The organism is Streptococcus mitis SK564, from assembly GCF_000148525.1.
In the GTDB taxonomy this organism is placed as follows: domain Bacteria; phylum Bacillota; class Bacilli; order Lactobacillales; family Streptococcaceae; genus Streptococcus; species Streptococcus mitis_H.
The window spans coordinates 1-24105 of record NZ_AEDU01000026.1; the positions used below are offsets into that span (position 1 = coordinate 1).

Sequence of the window (24105 nt, forward strand, 5' to 3'; positions counted from 1 at the left end):
ATTTTTTGTCAACACCTTTTTTAAACTTTTTTTATTAATTTTACAACAGCTTCAGTTCGAGCTGTATGTGGGAACATATCGACCGACTGGATATAATGAAGATCATAGACTTCTACTAAGCGTCCCAAATCACGAGCCAAGGTCGAAACATTGCAAGAAATATAAACCATTTTTTCTGGTACATAAGTAAGAATAGTATCTAATAACTTATCATCCAGACCTGTACGTGGTGGGTCCACAATCAGAGCATCTGCTCGGTAGCCTTCCTTGTACCAACGAGGAATAATCTCTTCTGCTGTTCCAGCTTCATAATGCGTATTGTCAAATCCCATTCTTTTAGCATTTCGCTTAGCATCTTCAATAGCTTCTGGAATAATATCCATACCTCTGAGTGTTTTTACTTTCTTTGCAAAGGCAAATCCAATCGTTCCAACTCCACAATAAGCATCAATCAAATGGTCTTCTTTATTTACATCCAAGGCTTTTACCGCCTCGTTATAAAGAACCTCTGTTTGTTCAGGATTTAGTTGATAGAAAGCTCGAGGAGATAGTGAAAATTCATAATCGAGTACACCTTCTTGAATACTCTCTTGTCCCCAGATAATCTCTGTCTTTTCACCATATATTTCACTTGTTTTAGCTGTATTTGTATTTACAGCTACTGTCACAACTTCTGGAAAATCTTTAACTAAATCTTTTACCAGTTTTGTGAAATTAAGCTGGCAGTTTGTAACAATAATAATCTGAACCTGTCCAGTCTTTCTTGCTCGTCGGACCATAATAGTCCTAACACCAAGAACTTTTCTCTCATCGGTGATTGGAATCTGGTGATAAGTAAGTAATTCTGCTAGACGATTAGCAATCACTTGGGTTTCCTTGTCTTGTACCAGGCAGTCTTTCAACTCTACTAAATAGTGAGAGTTTTGTGCATACAGACCTGCCTTGACCTGATTTTTAAATTTTCGAGTCTGAAATTGTAACTTAGCACGGTAGTACTTTGGTTCCTGCATTCCAATAGTTGGACGGATTTCATAGTTTTCATATCCTGCAGGGGCAAATTTTTTCAGCGCTTGGTAAAGTAAGTCCGTCTTGAATTCCAGTTGTTTATCATAATGCAGGTGCATGATTTGGCAGCCTCCGCACTCATTGTAAATAGTACAAGCTGGCACAACTCGGAATTTAGACTTCTTGTTGACCTTTAGTAATTTTGCTTCAACAAAGTTGCGTCTAATAGAAGTAATCTGACAATAGATATCTTCTCCTTTTAGTGCTCCAGGTACAAAAACTAACGTTTTTTGGTAAAAGCCGATTCCCTCACCATTAATTCCCATGCGCTTGATTTTTAATGGTATTTTTTGTTTCACTTTCAGATTCATACCCCTATCTTATCACATTTTGAGTTATAATAGAACTATGAAAATCACAAAACTTGAAAAGAAAAAAAGACTCTATCTGATGGAGCTTGATAATGACGATAAATGCTACATTACTGAAGATACTATTGTTCGTTTTATGTTATCGAGAGATAAGGTGATAAGCGAAGAGGAATTGAAAGAGATTCAGGACTTTGCCAAATTTTCTTACGGTAAGAATCTAGCCCTCTACCATTTATCCTTTAAAGCACGCACTGAAAAAGAGGTCAGAGAATATCTGAAAAAATACGATATTGATGAAAACATAGTTTCTCAAGTCATTATTAATCTTAAAGAAGATAATTGGATTAATGATAGTCAGTACGCTTATGCTATCATCAATGCCAATCAACTTTCAGGAGACAAGGGGCCTTATGTACTGACTCAGAAACTAACACAAAAAGGAATTTCAAAATCCACTATAGAAGAGATATTGAAAGAATTTGATTTTTCGGAAGTTGCTCAACGTGTAGCTAATAAACTATTGAAAAAATATGAAGGAAAACTTCCAACTCGCGCCTTGCAAGATAAGATTATCCAGAACTTGACCAAAAAGGGCTTCTCATACTCTGAAGCTAAAAGTGCCTTTGACGAATTGGATAGTCAAGTTGACCAAGAAACGACTCAGGAACTCATCTTCAAGGAACTTGATAAGCAATATGCCAAGTATGCCCGAAAGTATGAAGGATACGAACTGAAGCAGCGTTTAACTCAAGTTTTAGCACGAAAGGGCTACGATTTTTCGGATATAGCAAGCGCTCTTAGAGAATATCTTTAATATTTTCGTGTAAAATTCACAGATTTTAGGCATTTTTATGGTACAATAGTAAACGATAAACTTATAAATTGTAGAAAGTTGGTTAGTTATGAAACTTCCAAAAGAAGGCGACTTTATTACAATTCAAAGTTATAAGCATGATGGGAGTCTCCACCGAACTTGGCGGGACACCATGGTACTAAAAACAACAGAAAACGCCATTATTGGTGTCAACGATCATACACTGGTTACCGAAAGTGATGGTCGTCGTTGGGTCACTCGAGAACCGGCTATTGTTTACTTTCACAAGAAATATTGGTTTAATATCATTGCCATGATTCGTGATAATGGAATTTCCTACTATTGCAATATGGCTAGCCCCTACTATCTGGATGAAGAAGCACTGAAGTATATTGATTACGATTTGGATGTTAAAATTTTTACAGATGGGGAAAAACGTCTCTTGGACGTTGAAGAGTACGAGCGTCACAAACGCAAAATGAATTATTCTGATGACTTAGACTATATTTTAAAAGAACATGTCAAAATTCTTGTTGATTGGATTAATAATGGACGTGGTCCTTTCTCAGAAGCCTATGTAAACATTTGGTACAAGCGCTATGTAGAACTAAAGAATCGGTAAAGTTGTCAAACTAGGGTGAAAGCCCTGGTTTTTTATTTGAAAAACCCAGCTTTTCAGCTGGGTTGGTCTCTATATATCCAATTTAGTAACTGTAAATTTGATATGGGAATAATCTTTTTCAACATCCTTATCCAGCAAGAAAGCTGTAGCGCCCTTCTTAACCTGAACCAAGTCAATATTCTGAGCTTGAGCCGCATAGACGCATCCACAATAACATTGACGGTAGATGTCATACTCTTCACACATCTCTACTGAACGTTTGTAGCCTTGATTTTTCTTGAAATCGCTGGGAAGATAGTGGGTGGTATAAATCTTTTGCACATCGATTCCGATGCTGTTGATGGTTTGAGAATTCTTATGAGGACTGATGGTCAAAGCTGAGCCAAAGTAGTCAAATCCCAAGTCCATAGCCACTTGCGCTGTTTTATCCAGTCGATAGTCAAAGCAAACCTTGCAACGGTCGCCACCTTCTGGCTCCTCCTCTAGTCCTCTGACTAACTTACGGTATTCATTGGGTTCATAGGGAGCTTCTAGATACTGAACCGTATTCCCTGTCCGCTCATTGAAATCACTGACAAATTTCTTGGTAACATAGGCACGCTTATGGTATTCTGCCTTGGGATGGATATTAGAATTGGCAAAATAGATGGTCACGTCTGCATACTTGGTCAAATATTCTAGTGTATAGGTACTACAAGGGGCACAGCAAACATGCATGAGAATAGTTGGACGTTGCTCATTTTTCTCCCATACTTGTACCATTTTCTGCATAACACGGTCATAATTAATCTTCTGATTGGGATTCATCTTGCTCAGAATTTCTTCTACATCAATCATGTTATTCTCCTTTTTCTAGTCTTATTTTATCATATAAGTTAGGAGAGCTCAAATCTATTTAGAAGTGAATAGCATAAAAAGGAGGGTTAGTCATTCCCTCCTTTTGTGTTTTTTATAAGTTGTTTTCTATAGAAAGCTTACATCATACCGCCCATCATGCTTGGATCCATTGCTGGAGCTGGAGCTACTGGTTCTGGCTTATTGGCTACGACTGCTTCTGTTGTCAAAATCAAGCTAGCTACAGATGCTGCGTTTTGAAGAGCTGAACGACTCACTTTAACTGGATCGATAATCCCTTGATCAATCATGTTGACCCACTCGCCAGTTGCTGCGTTGAAGCCTGTACCAAGCTCGGCATTTTTCAAACGATCGATAACGATAGATCCTTCAAATCCTGCATTGTGGGCAATTTGACGAACAGGTTCTTCCAAGGCACGGAGAACAATATTGCGACCTGTTGATTCGTCTCCTGTCAATTCCAAATCAGCCACGGCTGGGATGACATTGGCAAGGGCTGTTCCACCACCTGCAACGATACCTTCTTCAACAGCTGCACGAGTAGCGTTGAGGGCATCTTCAATGCGGAGTTTCATTTCTTTCAACTCAGTTTCAGTTGCGGCTCCGACCTTAATAACCGCTACACCACCTGACAATTTGGCCAAGCGTTCTTGCAATTTTTCACGGTCAAATTCAGAAGTTGTGGTTTCGATTTGAGACTTGATAACTGCAACACGGTGAGAAATCGCTTCAGGATTTCCAGCACCTTCTACGATAACCGTGCTATCTTTGTCCACAGTTACTCTCGCTGCTTGACCAAGAGCTTCAATTGTCGCATCTTTCAACTCAAGACCAAGGTCTTCTGTGATAACTGTTCCGCCTGTTAAGATGGCAATGTCTTCGAGCATAGCTTTGCGGCGGTCACCAAAACCAGGTGCCTTGACCGCTACCACGTTGAAGGTTCCACGAATCTTGTTCAAAACAAGAGTTGGAAGAGCTTCACCATCTACATCATCCGCAATAATCAAGAGTGGACGATTGCTTTGGAGAATGCTTTCTAGAAGTGGTAAGATTTCTTGGATATTTGAAATCTTCTTATCAGTAATCAAAATGTATGGATTTTCAAGGTCAGCTACCATTTTTTCGCTATCTGTTACCATATACTGTGAAAGATAACCACGGTCAAACTGCATTCCTTCCACAACTTCAAGTTCTGTTTCCATACCACGTGATTCTTCGATAGTAATGACTCCATCTTTGCCAACTTTTTCCATGGCTTCAGAGATGTACTCACCAACTTTTTCAGAACGAGAAGATACGGCTGCAACCTGAGCGATAGCTTCTTTGTTGGCAACAGGGATGGCGTTGTTTTTCAAGGCTTCAACTGCTGCAGCAACTGCTGTTTCAATCCCACGACGAATGCCGATTGGATTGGCACCTGCTGTGACGTTTTTGATTCCTTCACGGACGATTGCTTGGGTCAAGACAGTTGCAGTTGTAGTCCCATCACCTGCGATATCATTGGTTTTTGAAGCTACTTCTGATACCAATTTGGCACCCATATTTTCAAAATGGTCTTCCAATTCGATTTCTTTGGCAATGGTCACACCGTCATTGGTAATCAAGGGTGAACCGAATGATTTTTCAAGAACAACATTGCGGCCTTTTGGTCCCAAGGTTACTTTAACAGTGTCTGCAAGGATATCGACACCACGGACCATAGCTGAACGAGCGTCAGATGAAAATTTAATTTCTTTTGACATACTTACTTTCTCCTTCTATTCTTCAATGATTGCCAAGATGTTAGCTTCCCCTACGATGATGTACTTTTCATCGCCATCTTTGACATCAAGACCTGCGTGAGCTTCAACTAAGACACGATCTCCAACCTTGACACTTGGAGCCACCAAGTCACCGTTCAAGGTACGAACACCTTGTCCAGTAGCTACAACTTGGGCTGTTTTTGTTTTTTCTTGGGCTGAACCTGCGAGGACAAAACCTCCAACAGTTTGTTCTTTTTCTTCGATTTTTAAGACCACACGGTCCCCTAATGGTTTCAACATCTGATTTCCTCCATAATGAGATAGATAGTATTAGCACTCTTTATATCTGAGTGCTAAATCATAGTTCTATTGTATCACTTGGTCAGAAATAGTCAAGAAAAAAGTCTGACTTTCTCAAGATAAAAAGCCTGAGAGCAACTCAGACTTTTCAATGTTTAAAATGGCAATTCTTCCTCTTCCAAGACCAAATCCGCCAAATCTTGGCCTGCATTATTTTCACGCATGGCACGTTGGGCACGACTTTCCAAGAGTTGGAATCCTGTGACAAGGACTTCGGTCACGTAGTTCATTTGACCATTTTTCTCAAAGCGACGAGTACGCAATTCCCCATCAACGGAAATGAGACTTCCTTTAGTTGCGTAACTGGCCAAGCTTTCTGCTAGTCTTCCCCAAAGGACCATATTGACAAAATCAGCTTCGCGTTCACCGTTTTGGTCTTTGTAACGACGGTTCACAGCGATAGTTGCTCGCGCTACTGACTTGTCATTGTTGGTTTTGTGCAATTCTGGTGTAGACGTCAAGCGTCCAATTAAAATAACTTTATTATACATATTTTTTTCCTCCTACTTATCTATTCGTAGGAAATCAAAAAAGTTACAGAAATTTGTAACTTTTCGAGGAAATTTTTTAGTTTTTATGAACCATGAAACCTGTCGCTTGTTGATTTGCCATAATGGTCATATCTGTAATCTGAACACGACGAGGTTGACTAGTCACATAGACTACTGTGTCTGCAATATCCTGAGCTTGCAAAGCTTCTATTCCTTGGTAAACGGACGCAGCTCGTTCTTTATCACCATGAAAACGTACCGTAGAAAAATCTGTTTCGACAATCCCTGGCTGAATGGTTGTCACCTTGATATCCGTTGCGATGGTATCAATTCGCAGTCCATCTGAAAAGGTCTTAACCGCTGCCTTGGTAGCTGAATAAACTGCTGCACCTGCATAGGCATAAATTCCTGCGGTTGAGCCCATATTGATGATATGTCCTTGATTGGCTTTTACCATTGCTGGCAAGAAACAGCGAGTAACTGCCATCAAACCTTTGACATTGGTATCCAGCATGGTCAACATATCCAACTCTTCATAGTCCTGATAAGGTGCTAAACCTAGAGCCAGTCCGGCATTGTTGACCAGAATATCAATCTGACCTATCGTTTCTAGAATATCAGAGCAGACAGTCTTTACAATGGTCATATCTGTGACATCTAGCGGAAAAGTCCAAACTGTCTGATTTGGGAAGGCTTCTACAAACTCCAACTTGAGGGCTTCTAGTCTGTCTATCCGTCGTCCAGTTAGAACGACATTCTCACCCTGCTCCAGATAAGCACGCGCAATTGCTTCACCAATACCTGATGTCGCTCCTGTAATCACTACATTTTTTGCCATCTTATTTCCTTCTAGCTGGTCTATCAGATACTAACAAGTGCCTAGGCAGTCCAGTGTTTAGCTGGATCAAATGGTGTTCCGACAACTTGGTCTTCTGATAATTCAATAATACCACGTTTTTGCGGAGCATTTGGCAGCTGCAATTCACGAGGACTACACATCATGCCAAAACTCTTTTCACCACGAAGTTCACCTGGGAAAATGAGGTTGCCTTTGGGCATCATTGCTCCAGGAAGGGCTACAATGGTTTTCAACCCGACACGCGCATTAGGAGCCCCTGCAACAATTTGCACTGTCTTGTCACTTGCGACTGCAACTTGGCAGATGTTGAGATGATCACTATCTGGATGGGCTACCATCTCGACAATTTCACCAACAACAAACTTAGGTTCCTTGTCATTGACAATTTCTTCTGTAAAGTCTTCCGCCTGCAATTCTTGGTTCAAACGAGCGACTTGCTCATCTGACAAAAAGACCTGACCACGCTCTGCAATTTCAAATAAACTTGAAACTTCAAAAATATTCCAAGCTACTGTTTCTCCATTCTCTTTTAGAAAAACACGAGCTACCTTGCCTTTGCGTTCTACATCCAGTTTGGCATCTCCGCTATTTTTCACGATGACCATAAGGACATCACCGACATGTTCTTTGTTATATGTAAAAATCATTGTTTCTATTTTCTCCTATTTCAGTCCTGCTAAAAAGTCGTTAATTTGTTGCTTACTTTTACGGTCGCGATTAACAAAACGACCGATTTCCTTGTCCTTTTCTAGAACAACAAGGCTAGGGATTCCATATACATCCCAGAGTTTGGCCAAATCCATATACTGGTCTCGGTCCACTCGAATAAAGGTGAACTCTGGATTGGTCTCCTCAATTTCTGGCAAGGCAGGATAAATATAACGGCAATCGCCACACCAGTCCGCCACAAAAAGGAAAACCTTCTTGCCATCTTTTTCTACTAAAGATGCCAATTCTTCTAAACTTGCTGGTTGTATCATAAGACTTCCTCCTCATAGACTAGGTCTTCATTTTCATAGACAAAGGTATAATGACGGCCATCCTCAAAAATGACACCGCCAACCAAGCTCTCTAGACTGCTTTCATATACTTGAACATAGAGGGTCGCAATTTCCCCCATGTCTGAAAAATGGTCTCGTACAATCGCTGTCAACTCTTCCTGAGTCTTCATGAGCTTATGGTCATCTGCAACTTTTTTCGTAGCAAGGGCAAGGCTCCCAATACCAAGCAGAGCCAGACCTGCCATCCACATTTTTTTAGCTTTCATACCATTCATTTTAACACAAAAAAGGCTTTAGGACAAATGAGGAAGCAACAGAAAAGCAAGTAAAAAGCCTCTTCCTTGAAGGAAAAGGACTTCTTATACTCAATAAAAATCAAAGAGCAAACTAGGAAGCTAGTCGCAGGTTGCTCAAAGCACTGTTTTGAGGTTGTAGATGAAGCTGACTTGGTTTGAAGAGATTTTCGAAGAGCATTATTCTTATTGCCAGGCACCTGAGTTGCCAACGTAATAACCATCAGGTGTGTAGGTATTGCGAAGCATCTTACCTGATGAAGCTAGATAATACCACTTGCCATTATCTTTGACCCAATCATTCGCTAGCATGGCACCAGAAGAACTTACATAATACCATTCTCCCTTGTCATAAACCCAAGTGTTTGCTTTCATGGCTCCTGAAGTTGATAAATAGTACCACTTGCCTTGGTCGTAAAGCCAATCACTCGCAATCATGGCTCCTGATGATTTAAAGGCATACCAGTTACTACCTTGATAAAGCCAAGTTTGATTGAACATGATCCCTTTATCATTCATAAAGTACCAAGTCCCCTTGTCATAAACCCAATCCTTCTGCACTAATTGACCTTGTTTTTGATAGTACCAGTTTTGGTTTGATTTTAGCCAACTTTCTGCTTTTAGAATCGGATAAAGTTCTTTGAAAGATCCTCCATCATCATATTTATGACTGATAGTTTTTAGTTTTTCAAGCTTCAACTCGCCATTGTCATAGTCTCCCCAAGCATATACTTTTTGACCATTGACAGTCTCTGGTAAGGTAGCAGTGTAAGTCTTGGTTTGATAGTTCCATTTTGTATCAAGGTAGGTGTATTGATCATTTGATTCTTCAATACGATAGTAACCTCTCTTTCCACTATCATTATGAATATCATCCACAACTTTCGTTGACCAGGTCTTTACTTCGTTTCCGCTCTTAGCTTCTACCTTGATATCTCCTCTATAGCCATAAGGTACGTAGAAATTCAGGTAACGCCCTTCTATACCAATCATAGACTTGTCCTTTTCTTGACCTAGAAAATTGACTGTCTGATCTTGACCATCGAGACTAACCGTCCACTCGATTTTCTCGGTTTTTGGCAAATCCAAGACTTTAATATCCACTTCATGGCCATTGTTAAATCGAAGAATCTTGCCATCTTGATACTGCACTCCACACTTAACAACCCATTCTTCTTTAAGCTCAAATGCCTGCCCTGAATGTGGAAAAGCCAGTAAAGCTAGACCAGCTAGAGACAAACCAAATAATGTGATTTTTTTCATTGTAGTTCCTCCTTAGGATTTTTTATGTTAATTATATCACTATGTTTTTATTTTGCAACTCATATCCTAAATATGCAAGCAAAAAACCTCTGAGATTCTTCTCAAAGGTTCTGATTTTGCTAATTGCTGTTCTCAACTGCTGCAGTGACAAAGGCAGTGTAGAGTTCTTCTGGGCGGTTTGGACGGCTTGACAGTTCAGGGTGATACTGACACGCTACAAAGAATTTATTTTCTGGAATTTCCACAATTTCTACCAAACGATTGTCTGGAGAAACACCTGAGAAGACAAAGCCTGCTGCCTCAAACTGCTCACGGAAGGCATTGTTAAACTCATAACGGTGACGGTGACGACGTTGCACCACTTCTTGATTATGATAAGCAGCTGCTGCCTTAGAGCCACGTTTCAACTTAGATGGATAAAGCCCCAAACGAAGGGTTCCACCCATATCCTCAACATCAATCTGATCACGCATGATATCAATGATAGGGTATTTTGTTTCTGGTGCAAGCTCTGCAGAATTGGCATCTTCAAGACCTAAAACGTGACGAGCAAACTCGATACATGTCAACTGCATTCCCAAGCAGACACCTAACATTGGAACATCATTTTCACGCGCATAGCGGATAGCTTGGATTTTCCCTTCAGTACCACGTTGGCCAAAACCACCGGGTACGATGATTCCGTCCGCATCAGACAAGAGCTCTGCTACATTCTCTGCTGTCACATCATTGGCATTGACCCAATTAATCTTAACTTCTGCGTCGTTAGCATAACCAGAGTGTTTCAAGGCTTCAACCACAGAAATGTAGGCATCTTGCAACTCAACATACTTACCGACAAGGGAAATTTTAACTTGTTTCTTGAGGTTCATGACCTTGTCCACCATAGCTGACCACTCAGTCATATCTGCTACTGGTGCGTCTAATTTCAAATGGTCACAGACAATTTGATCCATACCTTGAGCCTGCAAGTTCAATGGAATTTGGTAAAGATGTTCGACATCCAACGATTCGATAACGGCTTCTGGTGCCACATCACAGAACTGGGCTAGTTTGTTTTTAATTCCTTGACCAGCTGGCTCTTCTGTACGAATAACCAACATATTTGGTTGGATTCCCAATCCACGCAATTCTTTGACAGAGTGTTGAGTTGGTTTGGTTTTCATTTCACCAGCTGCCTTGAGATATGGAAGCAAGGTTGTATGAATGTACATGACATTATCTGCACCCACATCTGCCTTCATCTGACGAAGGGCCTCTAGGAATGGCAAGGACTCGATATCCCCGACAGTTCCACCAACCTCTGTGATAATGACATCAGAGTCAGTCGTTAGAGCGGCACGCTTGATTTTTTCTTTCAAAGCATCTGTGATATGAGGAATGACTTGAACAGTTGCACCAAGATATTCTCCACGGCGTTCTTTACGAAGAACTTCACTGTAAATTTTACCAGTTGTCACGTTGGAATATTTGTTTAGATTGATATCGATGAAGCGTTCATAGTGACCCAAGTCCAAATCTGTCTCAGCTCCGTCATCCGTTACAAAAACTTCCCCGTGCTGATAAGGACTCATGGTTCCCGGATCGATATTGATATAAGGGTCAAATTTTTGAATGGTTACTTTGAGACCACGATTTTTCAAGAGACGACCCAGACTAGCTGCAACAATCCCTTTCCCAATAGACGATACCACACCACCAGTTACAAAAATATATTTCGTAGACATAGATTCCTCTTTCTAAAATGCTCAAGGTCTTGTTAACTACGAGGGGACATAGGAAACAAGGCCCTACTAATAAGAATAATCTGGGACTACTGCACCAGATTCACAACTAATACTCTTCGAAAATCTCTTCAAACAGCGTCAACATCGCCTTGCCGTAGATATGTGTTCCTGACTTTGTCAGTCTTATCTACAACCTCAAAACAGTGTTTTGAGCAACCTGCGGCTAGTTTCCTAGTTTGCTCTTTGATTTTCATTGAATATAAAATACAAGAAGATAACTTCCTGAAAAAATAAAAATAGCTCCCTAGTAACTAGGGAGCCCCGACCTCTAAAAGAGGTGCCCGAACAATATGATACCTAAAAATAGGATAATTGTCAATAGCTAACTTTTATTCCTCGATGTTTTCAGCATCATCTTCTGAGAACTCGTCATCTTCTTCGTTGAGATCCACGTCTTCACCCAAGTCATCAGGAGCGATTTCGTTGATTTCTGCATCGTAAGCTTCCACTTCATTTTTCTCATCATCTGGATTTTCATCATCATATGAAAGAGCTGGATCTGCTTCGTATGCATCTTCGTCTTCTGGGTCATCTGCATTGTAGTCAATGGCATCTGAATCACCATCCATGAAGGCATTGACACGTTTTTTCTTAGCTTTTGGTGCTACTTCATCGTCATCATTTTCTTCAAGAGCGATGATTTCTTCGTCTATTTCATCCACACCATACCATGAACGAAGACCCCATTTGTTGTCTCCAAGTGAGATGAAGCTACCGTCAAAGTTCAACTCTGTGTAGAACAAAGGCAAGGCTTCGCGGATATCGCTGTTTGATGTTCCAAGGTAGTTTTGAATTTCGTTTACAAGATCGCTAAAATGCATCTCATGATCGCGACCACGAAGTTCCAAGATAGCACGCGCTACCTCAATCATAGATAGTTCACTTTTTTCTTGCCCAGCAAATACTTCTAATTCCAAAGCGTTTCTCCTCATTTATACTACTATCGCCAGAGCGAACAGACTCTGACCTCATTTTATCATTTACTCTTTATTTTACGATAATTTTGCGGAATAGTCAAAGGTTAAGGGGGAGAATTATTTCTTTGCTACCCATCCGATGGCATCGTGAGGTGGATTTTCAGTATCAATCCAGATAAATTCAATACCTATTTCCCCATTTTTAAACTTGGTTAAACGAATACCGTTGATTTCCAGTTCATTGAGTCGTTGACCCGTCAAGACTTCGCGTTCCTGCAAAATGAAAATCATACATAGAAATTTTTAAAAATTTTCTCTATCGTAAACCTGCCACTATTTCAGAAGCTATACTAGCTGATTCCAAACGTAGTATAGTCATTTCATCTACCTTCCCTAATAATGGCATTGCACCATACCAAACAATGGTCTTGTTCACCAATAGAATAGGCGTGACTATTTTTGATTGAGTAAAAGATACTTTAATCTTCTTGCTCTTCAACTGGTCTAGCCCGGATTTATTTGCAACCGTCTCTGGTATACATATCTCAATTTGACTAATCCTAAATTCTTTTAGAAAATTCATCAGTTTTGTCTGGTGCACATAAGGTAAAATAAGCATACCCCCCTGTCTTTCCCCTGCTAAGTCCTCTCTCAACACCTTCTCATATCTACTATCAACATAAACGAATTGTTTCTCCTCACCCTCGATGACACGATAATCCATCTTTCGATAAGCTACTTGTCGTTTCTGAAACATCTTTTCTAAATAAGGAACATGAATATCCACATAATCGAAAATACGCACCAAAGACTTATCTTTGTAGTTTCTATGAATCCGACCTGCATACTGAATCAAATTATTTTTCCAAGAAAAGGGTGCTGCCAAGATAAGCGTGTCCAACTGAGGCAAGTCAAAACCTTCGCCAATGTATTTTCCAGTAGACAACAAAACAAACCCTTTATCTAACTGTTCTAACGTCTCCAGTAAACTTGTTCTCTCTCGGACTTTAGTTTTTCCGTTAATAATATAACAGTCATCAACCTCTTTCTCTTTCAATAACTTTTCAAAGACATCTATCTGTTGAATTCGATTGACTAGAACCAAGATATTCCGCCCTTCTGCCACTTGGTCTAGAATATCCTTGAGAATCATCTGATTCCTCACTGAGTCAGTAGCAATCCAATCACTAAGCTGTATAAAATTACTTGCTTTAGTCTTTTCAATTTCCAGATGACCAAAAGAAGTGAATCTTAATTGCAATTGCCGTTTAAAAGATGTCTCCCTCTTACCAGCAGTATGAAGTATCTCACCAATTCTCTGAAAAACAATAGGTTCATGACCATTCTTACGTTCAGGCGTAGCCGTCAAACCGTAAAGATACTTCCCTCTAAACTGTGCCACAACTTTTTCAAACATCAAGGCAGACACGTGATGACACTCATCCACAATCATCATCTCATACTTATCCAAAAGACTTTGGCTATTTTCCAACTTAAATTGAGATTGGATCATAACGACATCAACCAGTTCACTCAGCCATTTCTTAGTCCCACCGTACTGCCCGACATAGCCTATTGCCCTTTCACGACCTGATGGCGTATAACGGGTAGCTTCTTCCTCTTCGAAAGTCAAAAAATGGTTTAAACGATCCAGCCATTGGTCTAAGAGTTGCCTATTATGAACTAGGATAATTGTTTTGGTCTTCCGTTCAGAGATGAGGGCAGCACCTAAAACGGTCTTCCCAAAACCAGTCTCCGCATGGAGTAAACCATTTTCTTTGGAAATCATATCTGACAGGGCTAACTCTTGCTCAAAAGTGAGTTCTCCCTTAAATTCCACTCTAATAGACCTTTGTACCTTTCTCCTATCTTCCACAGATACCTGCTTAAATTTATCTTGCAATGGATACAGCAAGCCTCTTGGCAGCCATAAATAATGATCGGATTCTCCAAATAAATACATTCGCTCAGGAATTTGATAGGTTGGCTGTCGCATAGCCTGCTTTAAATAAAATTCGGGATTAGAAAATGAAGCCATATTTTTCAAGAAAAACAGTGTCTTGGGTGTCACAGACGATTTTTCAAGTTGGATCATATTGGATAAGACGACCTTCAACTCCTTATCCAATTCTTGCTTGCCTAACTCCTCTTGGATTAACAGTGCCACTTTAGCAGTTGAAACCCTCTGAATTTCTTGTAGATACCTCCATTGGTCTTCATAAGGCTGAAAATGTTCATCCACAAAGACCGTTCGCCCTTGATGATAAGCTTCTCCTTGAAAAGGAAGGGCAATCAAATTACCAAATCCACCTTTAGGAAGAACATCCTGATTTGGAAACATGCGATCAAAAGAATCAAAGGACAGTTGCATACTTTCCTGCATTGCCAGTTCTAACAGTTTCTTTCCAAACAAGCGAGCCTCTCGACTCGGAATCGCTTCCTCAAAGAAGAACCAAATATGGAGTCCGTGACCCGAACGAGAAATCTCTAGATGGGCTTCCATCTGGCGTTCCCTGGCTATTCTTCGAATGGCTAAACCGGCTTCTTTCCAATCTCTTTCATCCAAATCCAGTACCAAAAAATAACAGCTATCATCTAAGTGCATAGGAAAGATACCGATAGCTGTCTCCCCACGAAAATGAGATTTCAAAACGGAATCCGTCAATGTCTGGAAACTCCGTTTTTCAGGTGGCAACTGCTTCCAACCATAATCATAGGATGGAAAATACTGAATTTTCCCTTGATCATTGATGAAACTCTTAGCATAAACATCATAACGGCCAGCAAACACGGAGGTAAACAATTGTAATTTTTCTTGCGTCGTCAAGCGACTACTTTGAAGTTGGAACATCTCCTCGAACTGAGAGCGTTCCATCACAAACTGACTCTTGTCTTTAAGATGTTTACACAAGAAAAACTCACTATCCCCATTAAAAGAAGAAAAGACATCAAGTACTTCTACCACAATTCCATCCAAAGACACAAAAACAGCCATAACAATCACCTCCTTGATTCCTATAGGCTGATTATAACAAGAATAGCTGAAATTGTACACGAAAATAACATCCTAATAGTACTCATTTTGTATGTGACTAATATTCCGTCTCGCTCCGGAAGGCACTAGGTAATTAGAGTTTAAACGAGCAGTCTATAAAATTAAAAAAACGCATATCATCAAGCGACTAAAACTTTGATGATATACGTTTTCTTATGAGAATATTTACTTCATTTTTGCCTAAAATTCAATGTTTACTCAGTATTAGGATTATGAAAAATCGAGGTCTAAATCTAGATACATTTTTTCTGAAGACAAATCATTTTGACCACCGAGCAAGAGATTTTCAAAAAAAGCTGTTAAAAACTCAGGACGTCGCTGTAAAATCTTTGCATTATCTAATACTAAGGCATCACGAAAATACTTGGAATGTTGCTGAAATGGTGTATTATCAATATCAAAACCAAACTCACGAAGATACTGAATCAAAAAGACCGTTACCGTCCGAGTGTTTCCTTCGCGAAATGGATGAATCTGCCAGATTCCTGAAATAAAATGCTGGATTTTTTTAACCATATCCGCTTGGGTTAGTGTCGCATATGCAACTTGTTTTTCCTGATTAAAATCATAATCCAATGTCATTTGAATCATGGAGTAATCAGAGTACACAACACTTTCACCATTCAAAACAGGTTCATTCTTTGTGATATTGGTCTGACGAAATTGCCCCACCGGAATAGAGGTTTCAAATATATCTTGAAACAACTCCTTATGAATAGCAAGTAAGGTTGCAGGACTGAAGCTAAAGCCTCTTCGAGATAATAGTTCCACGATACGAAGAGAAACCAAGTCTGCCTCCTCCGTACTCGCATCAATGGTATGATGATAAGCCGTTGCATCCTCATAAACCTGCTCATAAGTCAGTTCACCCCGAGCCTGTTTCTCAGCCAAAGATTCCATATAAGCTGATGGCACTAGATTGTCAACTTTCTGCAGACCAAAACCTATCCGCCATAAATCACGTTTAGCTTCATAAGACAAGTTTGGATTGTCAATGTTGTAAGTTGGTTGCATAGAAAGATCCTTTCAATTGTTTTTCTGTGTCATAGGTAAATGGTGAAATGGGCATGGAATTGGCGTAAATTATAAAAAACCATCATTGGCATACACCACTCTGAACTCGTTGGTCTATTCAAATCCCAACTCAATTCCCCCTAACACTTGAGAAGAAAGCTACAATCTTGTACTTCTCAGAGCTGTTCGAACTTAGAGGGTTTGTCGTGTAGTGAGTTGCTTTCTAAAAATAGATTAAATAGATTTATTATATAATGCAACAATGGTAAGAAAAATTAATAAAATAGAAGATACAATCCAAATAATATTTATATTCAGTCTAATCTCTGATATATTTTCAACTTGCTGTTTAAATTCAGATTCAGAAAATAAACTACCAATATTTTCCCCTATCAAAATATCTTTATAATTATTTTTTAATCTCTCAAAAACTTTATTGAAATCTGTCACATCTTTATTAAATTTTTTATTAGATAAATAACAATAAATTAAAGAACCAAAAAGCGCAAACAGCAACAACCATAGAATATCTTTACTAAAAATATTATCTAGAGTAGAATCAGATACAATATTAGCTATCATAGTAGTCGTAATAAATGCTACTAACGCAACAAAGTTATTGCTAAAACTACCAATTATAACATTACTATACTGATCCATTTCATACAGTGTATGTACTATAAAATCACCTATATCCTTTTTAGCACTTAGATATTCCGACACATTATTTTTTATATATAAATTATAAACCCTTGAAATATCTCTTACACTTAATTTTAAATCACTAAAATCAAATATTGACGATTCTATTACTTCCCTTGCTATTGTAAGTTTATCCAGATAAATATCATCATGGTAAATCCAATTAAAAATATCATATATTTCCTTGGAGTATAAAAAAGAAAATTGATTTATATTTATAACATCTGTTATGTTCTTTGTTGCATCTTTAGATAAATTTAATTTCTCTTTGTGAAGAAATGAAAAAGAAGATAGATAAATAAATGAAAATAGTATCTCCCATTTTTGAAATAGTTCTTTTATTCTAGAATCGAACTCACTACTGACTATATGAAAATCGTTTGGAAGTAAGGGAAACTCATTTAAATTAAAAAAATTATTAGTAAACAATACTTTCGAAAACAATTCTAATCTATTTGTTTTCGAATATTCAAAACACTTATCTTTATAATATTTAAAAAATATAGTTTCTGTTCGATATGCTTTACCAAGCATATCGTTATCATAAACTTCAAAAAAAATATACTCTGCTTTGCTAGTTATTATCGAACTCAAAAAATTCAGAAAAACAACGTTATCAAGCTTGCTTAGATTATCAATAAACTTATTGTAATTAAAGATTGATAGAGTATTATTTAAAATGTTTTTATTTATAGAGATAGTTACGTCGATTTGATCAGAGTAAGATATAAAATCTATATAAACATCATTCAGTGTTAAATTATCAATTCGTAACTCTCTCCCGGCATCATTAGTTAAATTAATTATTATTTTATCTCGTTCTGGTACTGCCTTTATAAGAGTCTTAAAGAATGAAATTCCAGGTAGTGCTTCCAGAGAAAATGATTGTTTGGCTTCAAAGTAAAGTCGATCATCATCAGTTTTAAATTTTTCTAATAGAATATCATATATTGTCATTTCCATACGTAAATTCTAAATAAGTCGTTTCATCGGTAACTTGTATTTTTAAATACTTTTTCCCTTGTTCTGTATAAGTTTCAATAACTTCTCTATTTTCTGAAACTGTTAATCTTATGCCCGGGTATACTTCATAATTTGTACGGATTCTAGCCTTTACAATATCGGCAACTACTTGAAAATTCCTCTCAATTTTTTTCTTTTCTGGTAATTCAAGTAATTCATTTTTAAATCGTTCTCTTGGAAATGATTCATCAATAGAAGAATAATCATTAAAAATGTCATCAATCATAGAATCATAATCCATAGTAGCATTTGTTCTGAAATAATGGATAAAAGAATTCCTTAAAAATGCTCGATCTTTTGGATATTCTTGCTTAATCTTTCTATTCAAAAAACCATCAATAGCATTGAAAGCGTTTTTTGTATTTTCCTCATCATTAGTCAATTCAATTAGCTCCAGAAATTCATCATACCAATACTTAGTAATTGTATCTTGATGTAGTTGAACTCCAATCTCTTCGCTACTAGTTGCATCAATATAAAAAGTTGCTGATTTATAAACTTTAATATCTTTTGGAAAACCTTGTGTATCTGATAAACCTACTTGATTTACAAAAACAACATGAGCTACTTTTGCAAGTAAAAACATATATCTTTGATTATCTCTATCATAAAACAATGCTTGAATCAGTGACCCAACTTGAACAGATTTTTTCATTTTTTCTATTTTACTCTGTGCAGATATTTCTTTCTCCAACAATCTCATAGAAACTGATTCAAAAAATTCTTCACAAACAGTTGGTTCGCTTTGATTATCTATTATATTTTTTATACAATTTATAACTTGTGTTGTTTCTGCTTTTGATTTATAATTCTTTACAATTTTATTATTTGCTATTGTAATAAGAACTGTATGAAGATACTCATCAAATTTTATGCCATCATCTGGTATATTCTTTGTTGTAGTATTATTTTCTCTATCAATCGTATAAATAGTAGCTACCTTTAATTCCACTAATTTTACTCCTAATTATAATTACTATAACCAGTATACCATAAAAACACGGCATTCCGCCGTGTTTCTATGTTTATTTTACCAACTTCTTCATCTCATCAATACGTGCTACGGTCGCATCGTACTTGACTTGGTAGTCGGCTTGTTTGTCGCGTTCTTTTTGAACAACTTCTGGTTTGGCATTGGCTACGAAGCGTTCGTTAGAGAGCTTCTTACCAACCATGTCCAGTTCTTTTTGCCATTTAGCCAATTCCTTATCGAGACGAGCCAGTTCTTCTTCGACGTTGAGGAGGTCTGCCAGTGGCAGGTAGATTTCTGCTCCTGTGATGACGCTTGACATAGCCAGTTCAGGTGCAGGGATGGTAGATGCGATTTCCAAGTGTTCTGGATTTGTGAAGCGTTTGATGTAGTTGACATTGCTGTTAAAGAAGGCTTCCAAGTCGCTATCACTTGTCTTAACAAGGATGGTGATAGGCTTGCTTGGAGCAACGTTTACTTCCGCACGCGCATTCCGAACAGCACGGATCAAGTCTTTGAGGCTTTCCACACCAGTGTGGGCAACAAGGTCTTCAAAGGCTGGGTTAACAGTCGGGTATTCCGCCGTAACGATAGAACCTTCTGAGATTTGCCCAAAGATTTCCTCTGTCACGAATGGCATGATTGGGTGAAGGAGACGAAGAATCTTGTCCAAAGTGTAAAGGAGAACAGAACGTGTGATGACTTTCTCTTCTTCATTGTCGCTATAAAGGACTTCCTTGGTCAATTCAACATACCAGTCCGCAAACTCGTCCCAGATGAAGTTGTAAAGGATATGTCCAGCGACACCAAACTCAAACTTGTCAAAGTTGGCAGTAGCTTTGCCGATGGTTTCATTGAGGTTGTGAAGAATCCAGCGGTCTGTGACATTCCCAGCTTCCTTGTTAACAACTTTTTCCACATTGGCAGTTGCTTGCTCAAGGGTCAAGCCTTCATTATTCATGAGGATGTAGCGAGAGATGTTCCAGATCTTGTTAATGAAGTTCCATGAAGCATCCATTTTCTCGTAAGAGAAACGCACGTCTTGACCTGGTGCAAAACCGTTTGAAAGGAACCAACGAAGGGCATCGGCACCGTATTTTTCGATGACATCCATCGGGTCAATCCCGTTACCGAGAGATTTGGACATCTTGCGTCCTTGCTCGTCACGGATGAGACCGTGGATAAGCACGTTTTGGAATGGCTGACGACCAGTGAATTCCAAGGATTGGAAGATCATACGAGATACCCAAAAGAAGATAATGTCGTAACCTGTTACCAAGGTTGAAGTTGGGAAGTAACGTTTGAAATCTTCTGAGTCGACATCAGGCCAGCCCATGGTTGAGAATGGCCAAAGGGCAGAACTAAACCAAGTATCCAAGACGTCTTCATCTTGTGTCCATCCGTCACCTTCTGGAGCTTCTTCACCGACGTACATTTCACCCTCAGCATTGTACCAAGCAGGGATTTGGTGACCCCACCAGAGCTGACGAGAGATTACCCAGTCATGGACATTTTCCATCCATTGGAGGAAGGTATCGTTGAAACGAGGTGGGTAGAATTCAACTTTGTCCTCTGTGTCTTGGTTTGCAATAGCATTTTTCGCCAATTGGTTCATCTTGACAAACCATTGAGTAGACAAGCGTGGCTCAACCACAACACCTGTACGCTCTGAGTGGCCAACACTGTGGACACGTTTTTCGATTTTAACAAGGGCACCGATTTCTTCCAGTTTAGCAACGACTGCCTTACGAGCTTCAAAACGGTCCATGCCTGCAAATTCGAAGGCAAGCTCGTTCATAGTTCCGTCGTCGTTCATGACGTTGACTTGTGGCAAGTTGTGGCGTTGACCAACCAAGAAGTCGTTTGGATCGTGGGCAGGCGTGATTTTCACGACACCAGTACCAAATTCAGGATCTGCGTGCTCGTCTCCAACGATCGGGATAAGTTTATTAGCGATTGGCAGAATAACGTTTTGACCAATCAAATCCTTGTAGCGTGGGTCTTCTGGGTTGACCGCAACGGCAACGTCCCCAAACATGGTCTCAGGACGAGTTGTGGCAACTTCAAGGGCGCGTGAACCGTCTTCCAGCATGTAGTTCATGTGGTAGAAGGCACCTTCGACATCCTTATGAATCACCTCGATATCAGAAAGGGCTGTGCGAGCTGCTGGGTCCCAGTTGATGATAAACTCACCACGGTAGATCCAACCTTTCTTGTAGAGGTCCACAAAGACCTTGCGAACAGCTTTTGACAAACCTTCATCAAGAGTGAAACGCTCGCGAGAGTAATCGACAGAGAGGCCCATCTTGCCCCATTGTTCCTTGATAGTAGTGGCATACTCGTCTTTCCATTCCCAGACCTTGTCGAGGAATTTTTCACGACCTAGGTCATAACGTGTAATGCCCTCTCCACGCAAGCGCTCCTCAACCTTAGCTTGAGTCGCAATCCCCGCGTGGTCCATCCCTGGAAGCCAAAGGGTATCAAAACCTTGCATACGTTTTTGACGGATGATGATATCTTGCAAAGTCGTATCCCAAGCGTGACCAAGGTGAAGTTTCCCAGTTACGTTTGGTGGTGGAATGACGATTGAATAAGGCTTAGCCTTTTGATCTCCTGAAGGCTTGAAAACATCCGCATCAAGCCATTTTTGGTAACGACCAGCCTCAACCTCGGCTGGATTGTATTTAGGTGAAAGTTCTTTAGACATGTGTTTGTCCTTTCTAGTTAATATCTTTAAATAAAATTAGTATGTAGAAGATAGGCCTTGATTCAACTCATCTTGTTTTTCTCATTATCTTCTATAAGCAAAGAAACGGTGAAAATTTTACATTAACTTTCTCTCATTATCTTCATAATATGTTTATCAAAGTCTGATATAATTTTTTGAGTTCGGTTAAATTTTTCATACTCCTGAATGGCTTTTGAGTCTGCTTGTTTCTTGGAAATACTTCCTTTTCCTTCTAAAATTTCGTACTCATTAAAAGATAGAAAACGATCAATACTATCTGCCAATCCTCGCATTGTAAACGTATTACGGCGCTCAACCAAACCCTCGATATAATCAAAATAGGCTGTAACAGTTCGCTCTAGTTGTCGAATTTCTTTTTCTTGCAAATAATTTTTGGCTACCGTTACATCTGATTTGAGCACTCGTCCATCAGGTGCATTCTTCCAAGAAGTTAATCCCATTTTTTCTTTACTAGCATCGGCTTGTTGATAGATAATTTCTGCAGCCGTACTTCCAGTAATTGCATAATGAAATTTATTTTGCACCATAGCATAGAAATTTTTAGTAATATCTGAGTTTCGATCATAATCTATGGCACATTCAGCAAAGATATCCGTGATTTGCTGATAAATCCGGCGTTCGCTAGCACGAATAGAGCGAATTCGTTCTAAAAGTTCACGGAAATAATCTTGTCCGAAAACTGTCTGTCCTTGTTTCAAGCGTTCATCATCTAAAACAAAACCTTTGATGATAAATTCTTTCAAGGTCTTGGTTGCCCATATTCTAAATTGAGTAGCCTTGCTGGAATTTACACGATAGCCTACTGAAATGATAGCATCAAGATTGTAATATTCAAGTTCACGCCGGACAGCTCTATTTCCCTCTTGTTGAACCTGTGCAAATTTTGCACAAGTTGACACCTTATCTAATTCACCACTATAATAAATGTTTTTTAAGTGCTTTGTAATGACACTTCGTTCAACTCCAAAGAGCTCTGCAAGACCTTTTTGAGTCAACCAAAGATTTTCATCCTGTAAAAGGATATCTAGCTGAACGTCGCCATTTGGTGTAGTATACAGGATGAAATTAGAAATTTCATTCAAGACCATTTCACCTCCTACTTTCCATAAACAACTACTTCTCGTTCTTAAACTTTATGCCGTTTTCTTTCAGCTTTTTAACGGTTACGGGACCAATTCCCTTCAAAGCGAGAACTTCTTTTTCAGTCCATTTTTTGAAATCTGAAGACCTACGAATCCCATTTTCAACAAAGATATGAACAAGATCCATCCGAATTCCCTTCATTGTTTCCTCGTTCATAAAGGAATACCAGTCAGTGACCTCGGATAAATTTCTTATCATACTAGAATGATTCGAAAATACTGGTTTACGACGGAACTTCTTGGCTTCGTTTGTTAAAAATTTCGTTAAAATAATATTTTCTAGTAAATAATCAAACAGAGGATACAAACTAGCTTGTAGCGATTCAACTGAATTTGGACAATAGCATTCTTGGTCTTCGATATCTATAACTTTGAATTGCCAATCTTCCTCTATAAAGAATTCAACAGCTTCATCATTGATCTCCACTAATTTTGCAAATAGCTGACTGGCTTCCTCAATTTTTCCTTGAGAAAAAGCAGAGATGATGGCATGAATAAGAATGGTATCATCCCGTTTCCCTTTATTTAATTCTTCACGATAGAAACGTTCAACCTTTAGTTCCTGACCAGTAATATGATACAAGGAAAGCATACAGAAGACAAAATTAGGAGGAAACCGTTCTGGTCGCTTACTCAAATATAGGTCAATCAATTCTATAGCCTTAGAATTGAAGTTCTCCATCATATAATACTCAATCAGAAACATCAGAGCAGACAGGATAGGGCGTGCTTCAAAATAATTCCAACTATTGTATCCATTCATTTTCCATTTTTCTAAAACTAGAATTTCAAAATCCAATACTTTTTTAAAGGTTGACAAATCAAAATCTTCAACTTCTGATAAGAATAAATGAAAATCAGCAGCAAAGTAATCTGGATTGATTTTTAAAACTTGCTTTAACAGTTTATTTCGCTTCTGTGTATTCGGAGTATGCATAGCTTCTCTAAATAAAGCATGATCCTCATGCCAGTAAAAACTTCCATTTTTCAGTTGGTAATTAATTAGCTGAACATCTGGATACTCTCCATATTCATCAGCATATTGCATCACTGCTGTATGTAGTTCATCG

Annotated in this window: 22 protein-coding genes; 2 read left to right on the plus strand and 20 right to left on the minus strand. The window is 38.8% G+C overall.

Annotation, left to right across the window (positions count from 1 at the left end; all coding sequences use genetic code 11):
* Nucleotides 1-20: 20 nt before the first annotated feature.
* Nucleotides 21-1376, minus strand: a complete 1356-nt coding sequence (gene rlmD, locus SMSK564_RS11000; RefSeq protein ID WP_001050318.1) for a 23S rRNA (uracil(1939)-C(5))-methyltransferase RlmD — start codon at nucleotides 1374-1376, stop codon at nucleotides 21-23.
* Between the two features lie 37 nt (nucleotides 1377-1413).
* Here rlmD and recX point away from each other — a divergent pair, with 37 nt between their 5' ends.
* Both recX and ntdP read left to right on the plus strand, forming a co-directional pair.
* Entirely contained in the window at nucleotides 1414-2190 is a 777-nt protein-coding gene (recX, locus tag SMSK564_RS11005) for a recombination regulator RecX (RefSeq protein WP_000705079.1), read from the plus strand.
* An 88-nt stretch (nucleotides 2191-2278) separates the two neighbouring features.
* Nucleotides 2279-2812 (plus strand): nucleoside tri-diphosphate phosphatase, encoded by a 534-nt coding sequence (ntdP, locus tag SMSK564_RS11010; protein ID WP_000775316.1) that lies wholly within the window; start codon nucleotides 2279-2281, stop codon nucleotides 2810-2812.
* Nucleotides 2813-2881: 69 nt separating this feature from the next.
* Here ntdP and SMSK564_RS11015 read toward each other — a convergent pair whose 3' ends face one another.
* The 19 genes from SMSK564_RS11015 to SMSK564_RS11100 all read right to left on the minus strand — a co-directional run.
* Nucleotides 2882-3649, minus strand: coding sequence for an epoxyqueuosine reductase QueH (locus tag SMSK564_RS11015; RefSeq protein WP_000567571.1), 768 nt, complete (start codon nucleotides 3647-3649; stop codon nucleotides 2882-2884).
* Nucleotides 3650-3786: 137 nt separating this feature from the next.
* On the minus strand, nucleotides 3787-5409 hold the full coding sequence (gene groL / locus SMSK564_RS11020) for a chaperonin GroEL (protein WP_000031571.1): 1623 nt from the start codon (nucleotides 5407-5409) through the stop codon (nucleotides 3787-3789).
* A gap of 15 nt (nucleotides 5410-5424) precedes the next feature.
* Complete coding sequence (gene groES / locus SMSK564_RS11025; RefSeq protein ID WP_000917332.1) at nucleotides 5425-5709, minus strand: co-chaperone GroES; 285 nt, start codon at nucleotides 5707-5709, stop codon at nucleotides 5425-5427.
* Between the two features lie 155 nt (nucleotides 5710-5864).
* On the minus strand, nucleotides 5865-6260 hold the full coding sequence (locus SMSK564_RS11030) for a single-stranded DNA-binding protein (protein ID WP_000282439.1): 396 nt from the start codon (nucleotides 6258-6260) through the stop codon (nucleotides 5865-5867).
* A 76-nt stretch (nucleotides 6261-6336) separates the two neighbouring features.
* Nucleotides 6337-7098 carry an SDR family NAD(P)-dependent oxidoreductase gene (locus SMSK564_RS11035; protein ID WP_001107775.1) on the minus strand — a complete coding sequence of 254 codons (762 nt, stop codon included), beginning with the start codon at nucleotides 7096-7098 and terminating at the stop codon, nucleotides 6337-6339.
* Between the two features lie 41 nt (nucleotides 7099-7139).
* Nucleotides 7140-7766, minus strand: coding sequence for a YtpR family tRNA-binding protein (gene ytpR, locus SMSK564_RS11040; protein ID WP_000578294.1), 627 nt, complete (start codon nucleotides 7764-7766; stop codon nucleotides 7140-7142).
* 15 nt (nucleotides 7767-7781) lie between these two features.
* Complete coding sequence (locus SMSK564_RS11045) at nucleotides 7782-8099, minus strand: thioredoxin family protein (RefSeq protein ID WP_000615777.1); 318 nt, start codon at nucleotides 8097-8099, stop codon at nucleotides 7782-7784.
* Nucleotides 8096-8395 (minus strand): DUF4651 domain-containing protein, encoded by a 300-nt coding sequence (locus tag SMSK564_RS11050; RefSeq protein ID WP_001815024.1) that lies wholly within the window; start codon nucleotides 8393-8395, stop codon nucleotides 8096-8098. The genes SMSK564_RS11045 and SMSK564_RS11050 overlap by 4 nt, the downstream gene beginning before the upstream one ends.
* 204 nt (nucleotides 8396-8599) lie before the next feature.
* Nucleotides 8600-9676, minus strand: a complete 1077-nt coding sequence (locus SMSK564_RS11055; RefSeq protein WP_000724446.1) for an N-acetylmuramoyl-L-alanine amidase family protein — start codon at nucleotides 9674-9676, stop codon at nucleotides 8600-8602.
* Nucleotides 9677-9795: 119 nt separating this feature from the next.
* On the minus strand, nucleotides 9796-11403 hold the full coding sequence (locus SMSK564_RS11060) for a CTP synthase (protein WP_000105247.1): 1608 nt from the start codon (nucleotides 11401-11403) through the stop codon (nucleotides 9796-9798).
* A 389-nt stretch (nucleotides 11404-11792) separates the two neighbouring features.
* Nucleotides 11793-12380 carry a DNA-directed RNA polymerase subunit delta gene (rpoE, locus tag SMSK564_RS11065; RefSeq protein WP_000418410.1) on the minus strand — a complete coding sequence of 196 codons (588 nt, stop codon included), beginning with the start codon at nucleotides 12378-12380 and terminating at the stop codon, nucleotides 11793-11795.
* A 117-nt stretch (nucleotides 12381-12497) separates the two neighbouring features.
* Nucleotides 12498-12671 (minus strand): hypothetical protein, encoded by a 174-nt coding sequence (locus tag SMSK564_RS12980; RefSeq protein ID WP_000576262.1) that lies wholly within the window; start codon nucleotides 12669-12671, stop codon nucleotides 12498-12500.
* A 25-nt stretch (nucleotides 12672-12696) separates the two neighbouring features.
* Entirely contained in the window at nucleotides 12697-15375 is a 2679-nt protein-coding gene (locus tag SMSK564_RS11070; RefSeq protein WP_000268094.1) for a TOTE conflict system archaeo-eukaryotic primase domain-containing protein, read from the minus strand.
* 270 nt (nucleotides 15376-15645) lie between these two features.
* Nucleotides 15646-16449: a Fic/DOC family protein gene (locus SMSK564_RS11075; RefSeq protein ID WP_001183262.1), complete on the minus strand. Its 804-nt coding sequence runs from the start codon at nucleotides 16447-16449 to the stop codon at nucleotides 15646-15648.
* Nucleotides 16450-16683: 234 nt separating this feature from the next.
* Nucleotides 16684-18114: a hypothetical protein gene (locus tag SMSK564_RS11080; RefSeq protein WP_000426099.1), complete on the minus strand. Its 1431-nt coding sequence runs from the start codon at nucleotides 18112-18114 to the stop codon at nucleotides 16684-16686.
* Nucleotides 18095-19126 carry a hypothetical protein gene (locus SMSK564_RS11085; protein WP_000421224.1) on the minus strand — a complete coding sequence of 344 codons (1032 nt, stop codon included), beginning with the start codon at nucleotides 19124-19126 and terminating at the stop codon, nucleotides 18095-18097. The genes SMSK564_RS11080 and SMSK564_RS11085 overlap by 20 nt, the downstream gene beginning before the upstream one ends.
* 73 nt (nucleotides 19127-19199) lie before the next feature.
* A complete protein-coding gene (locus SMSK564_RS11090; protein ID WP_000032171.1) occupies nucleotides 19200-21851 on the minus strand; it encodes a valine--tRNA ligase in 2652 nt (883 codons plus the stop codon).
* A gap of 122 nt (nucleotides 21852-21973) precedes the next feature.
* Nucleotides 21974-22975: a virulence RhuM family protein gene (locus SMSK564_RS11095; protein ID WP_025170927.1), complete on the minus strand. Its 1002-nt coding sequence runs from the start codon at nucleotides 22973-22975 to the stop codon at nucleotides 21974-21976.
* 31 nt (nucleotides 22976-23006) lie between these two features.
* The coding region (locus SMSK564_RS11100; RefSeq protein WP_001184723.1) for a hypothetical protein at nucleotides 23007-24105 on the minus strand (1099 nt) is incomplete at its 5' end.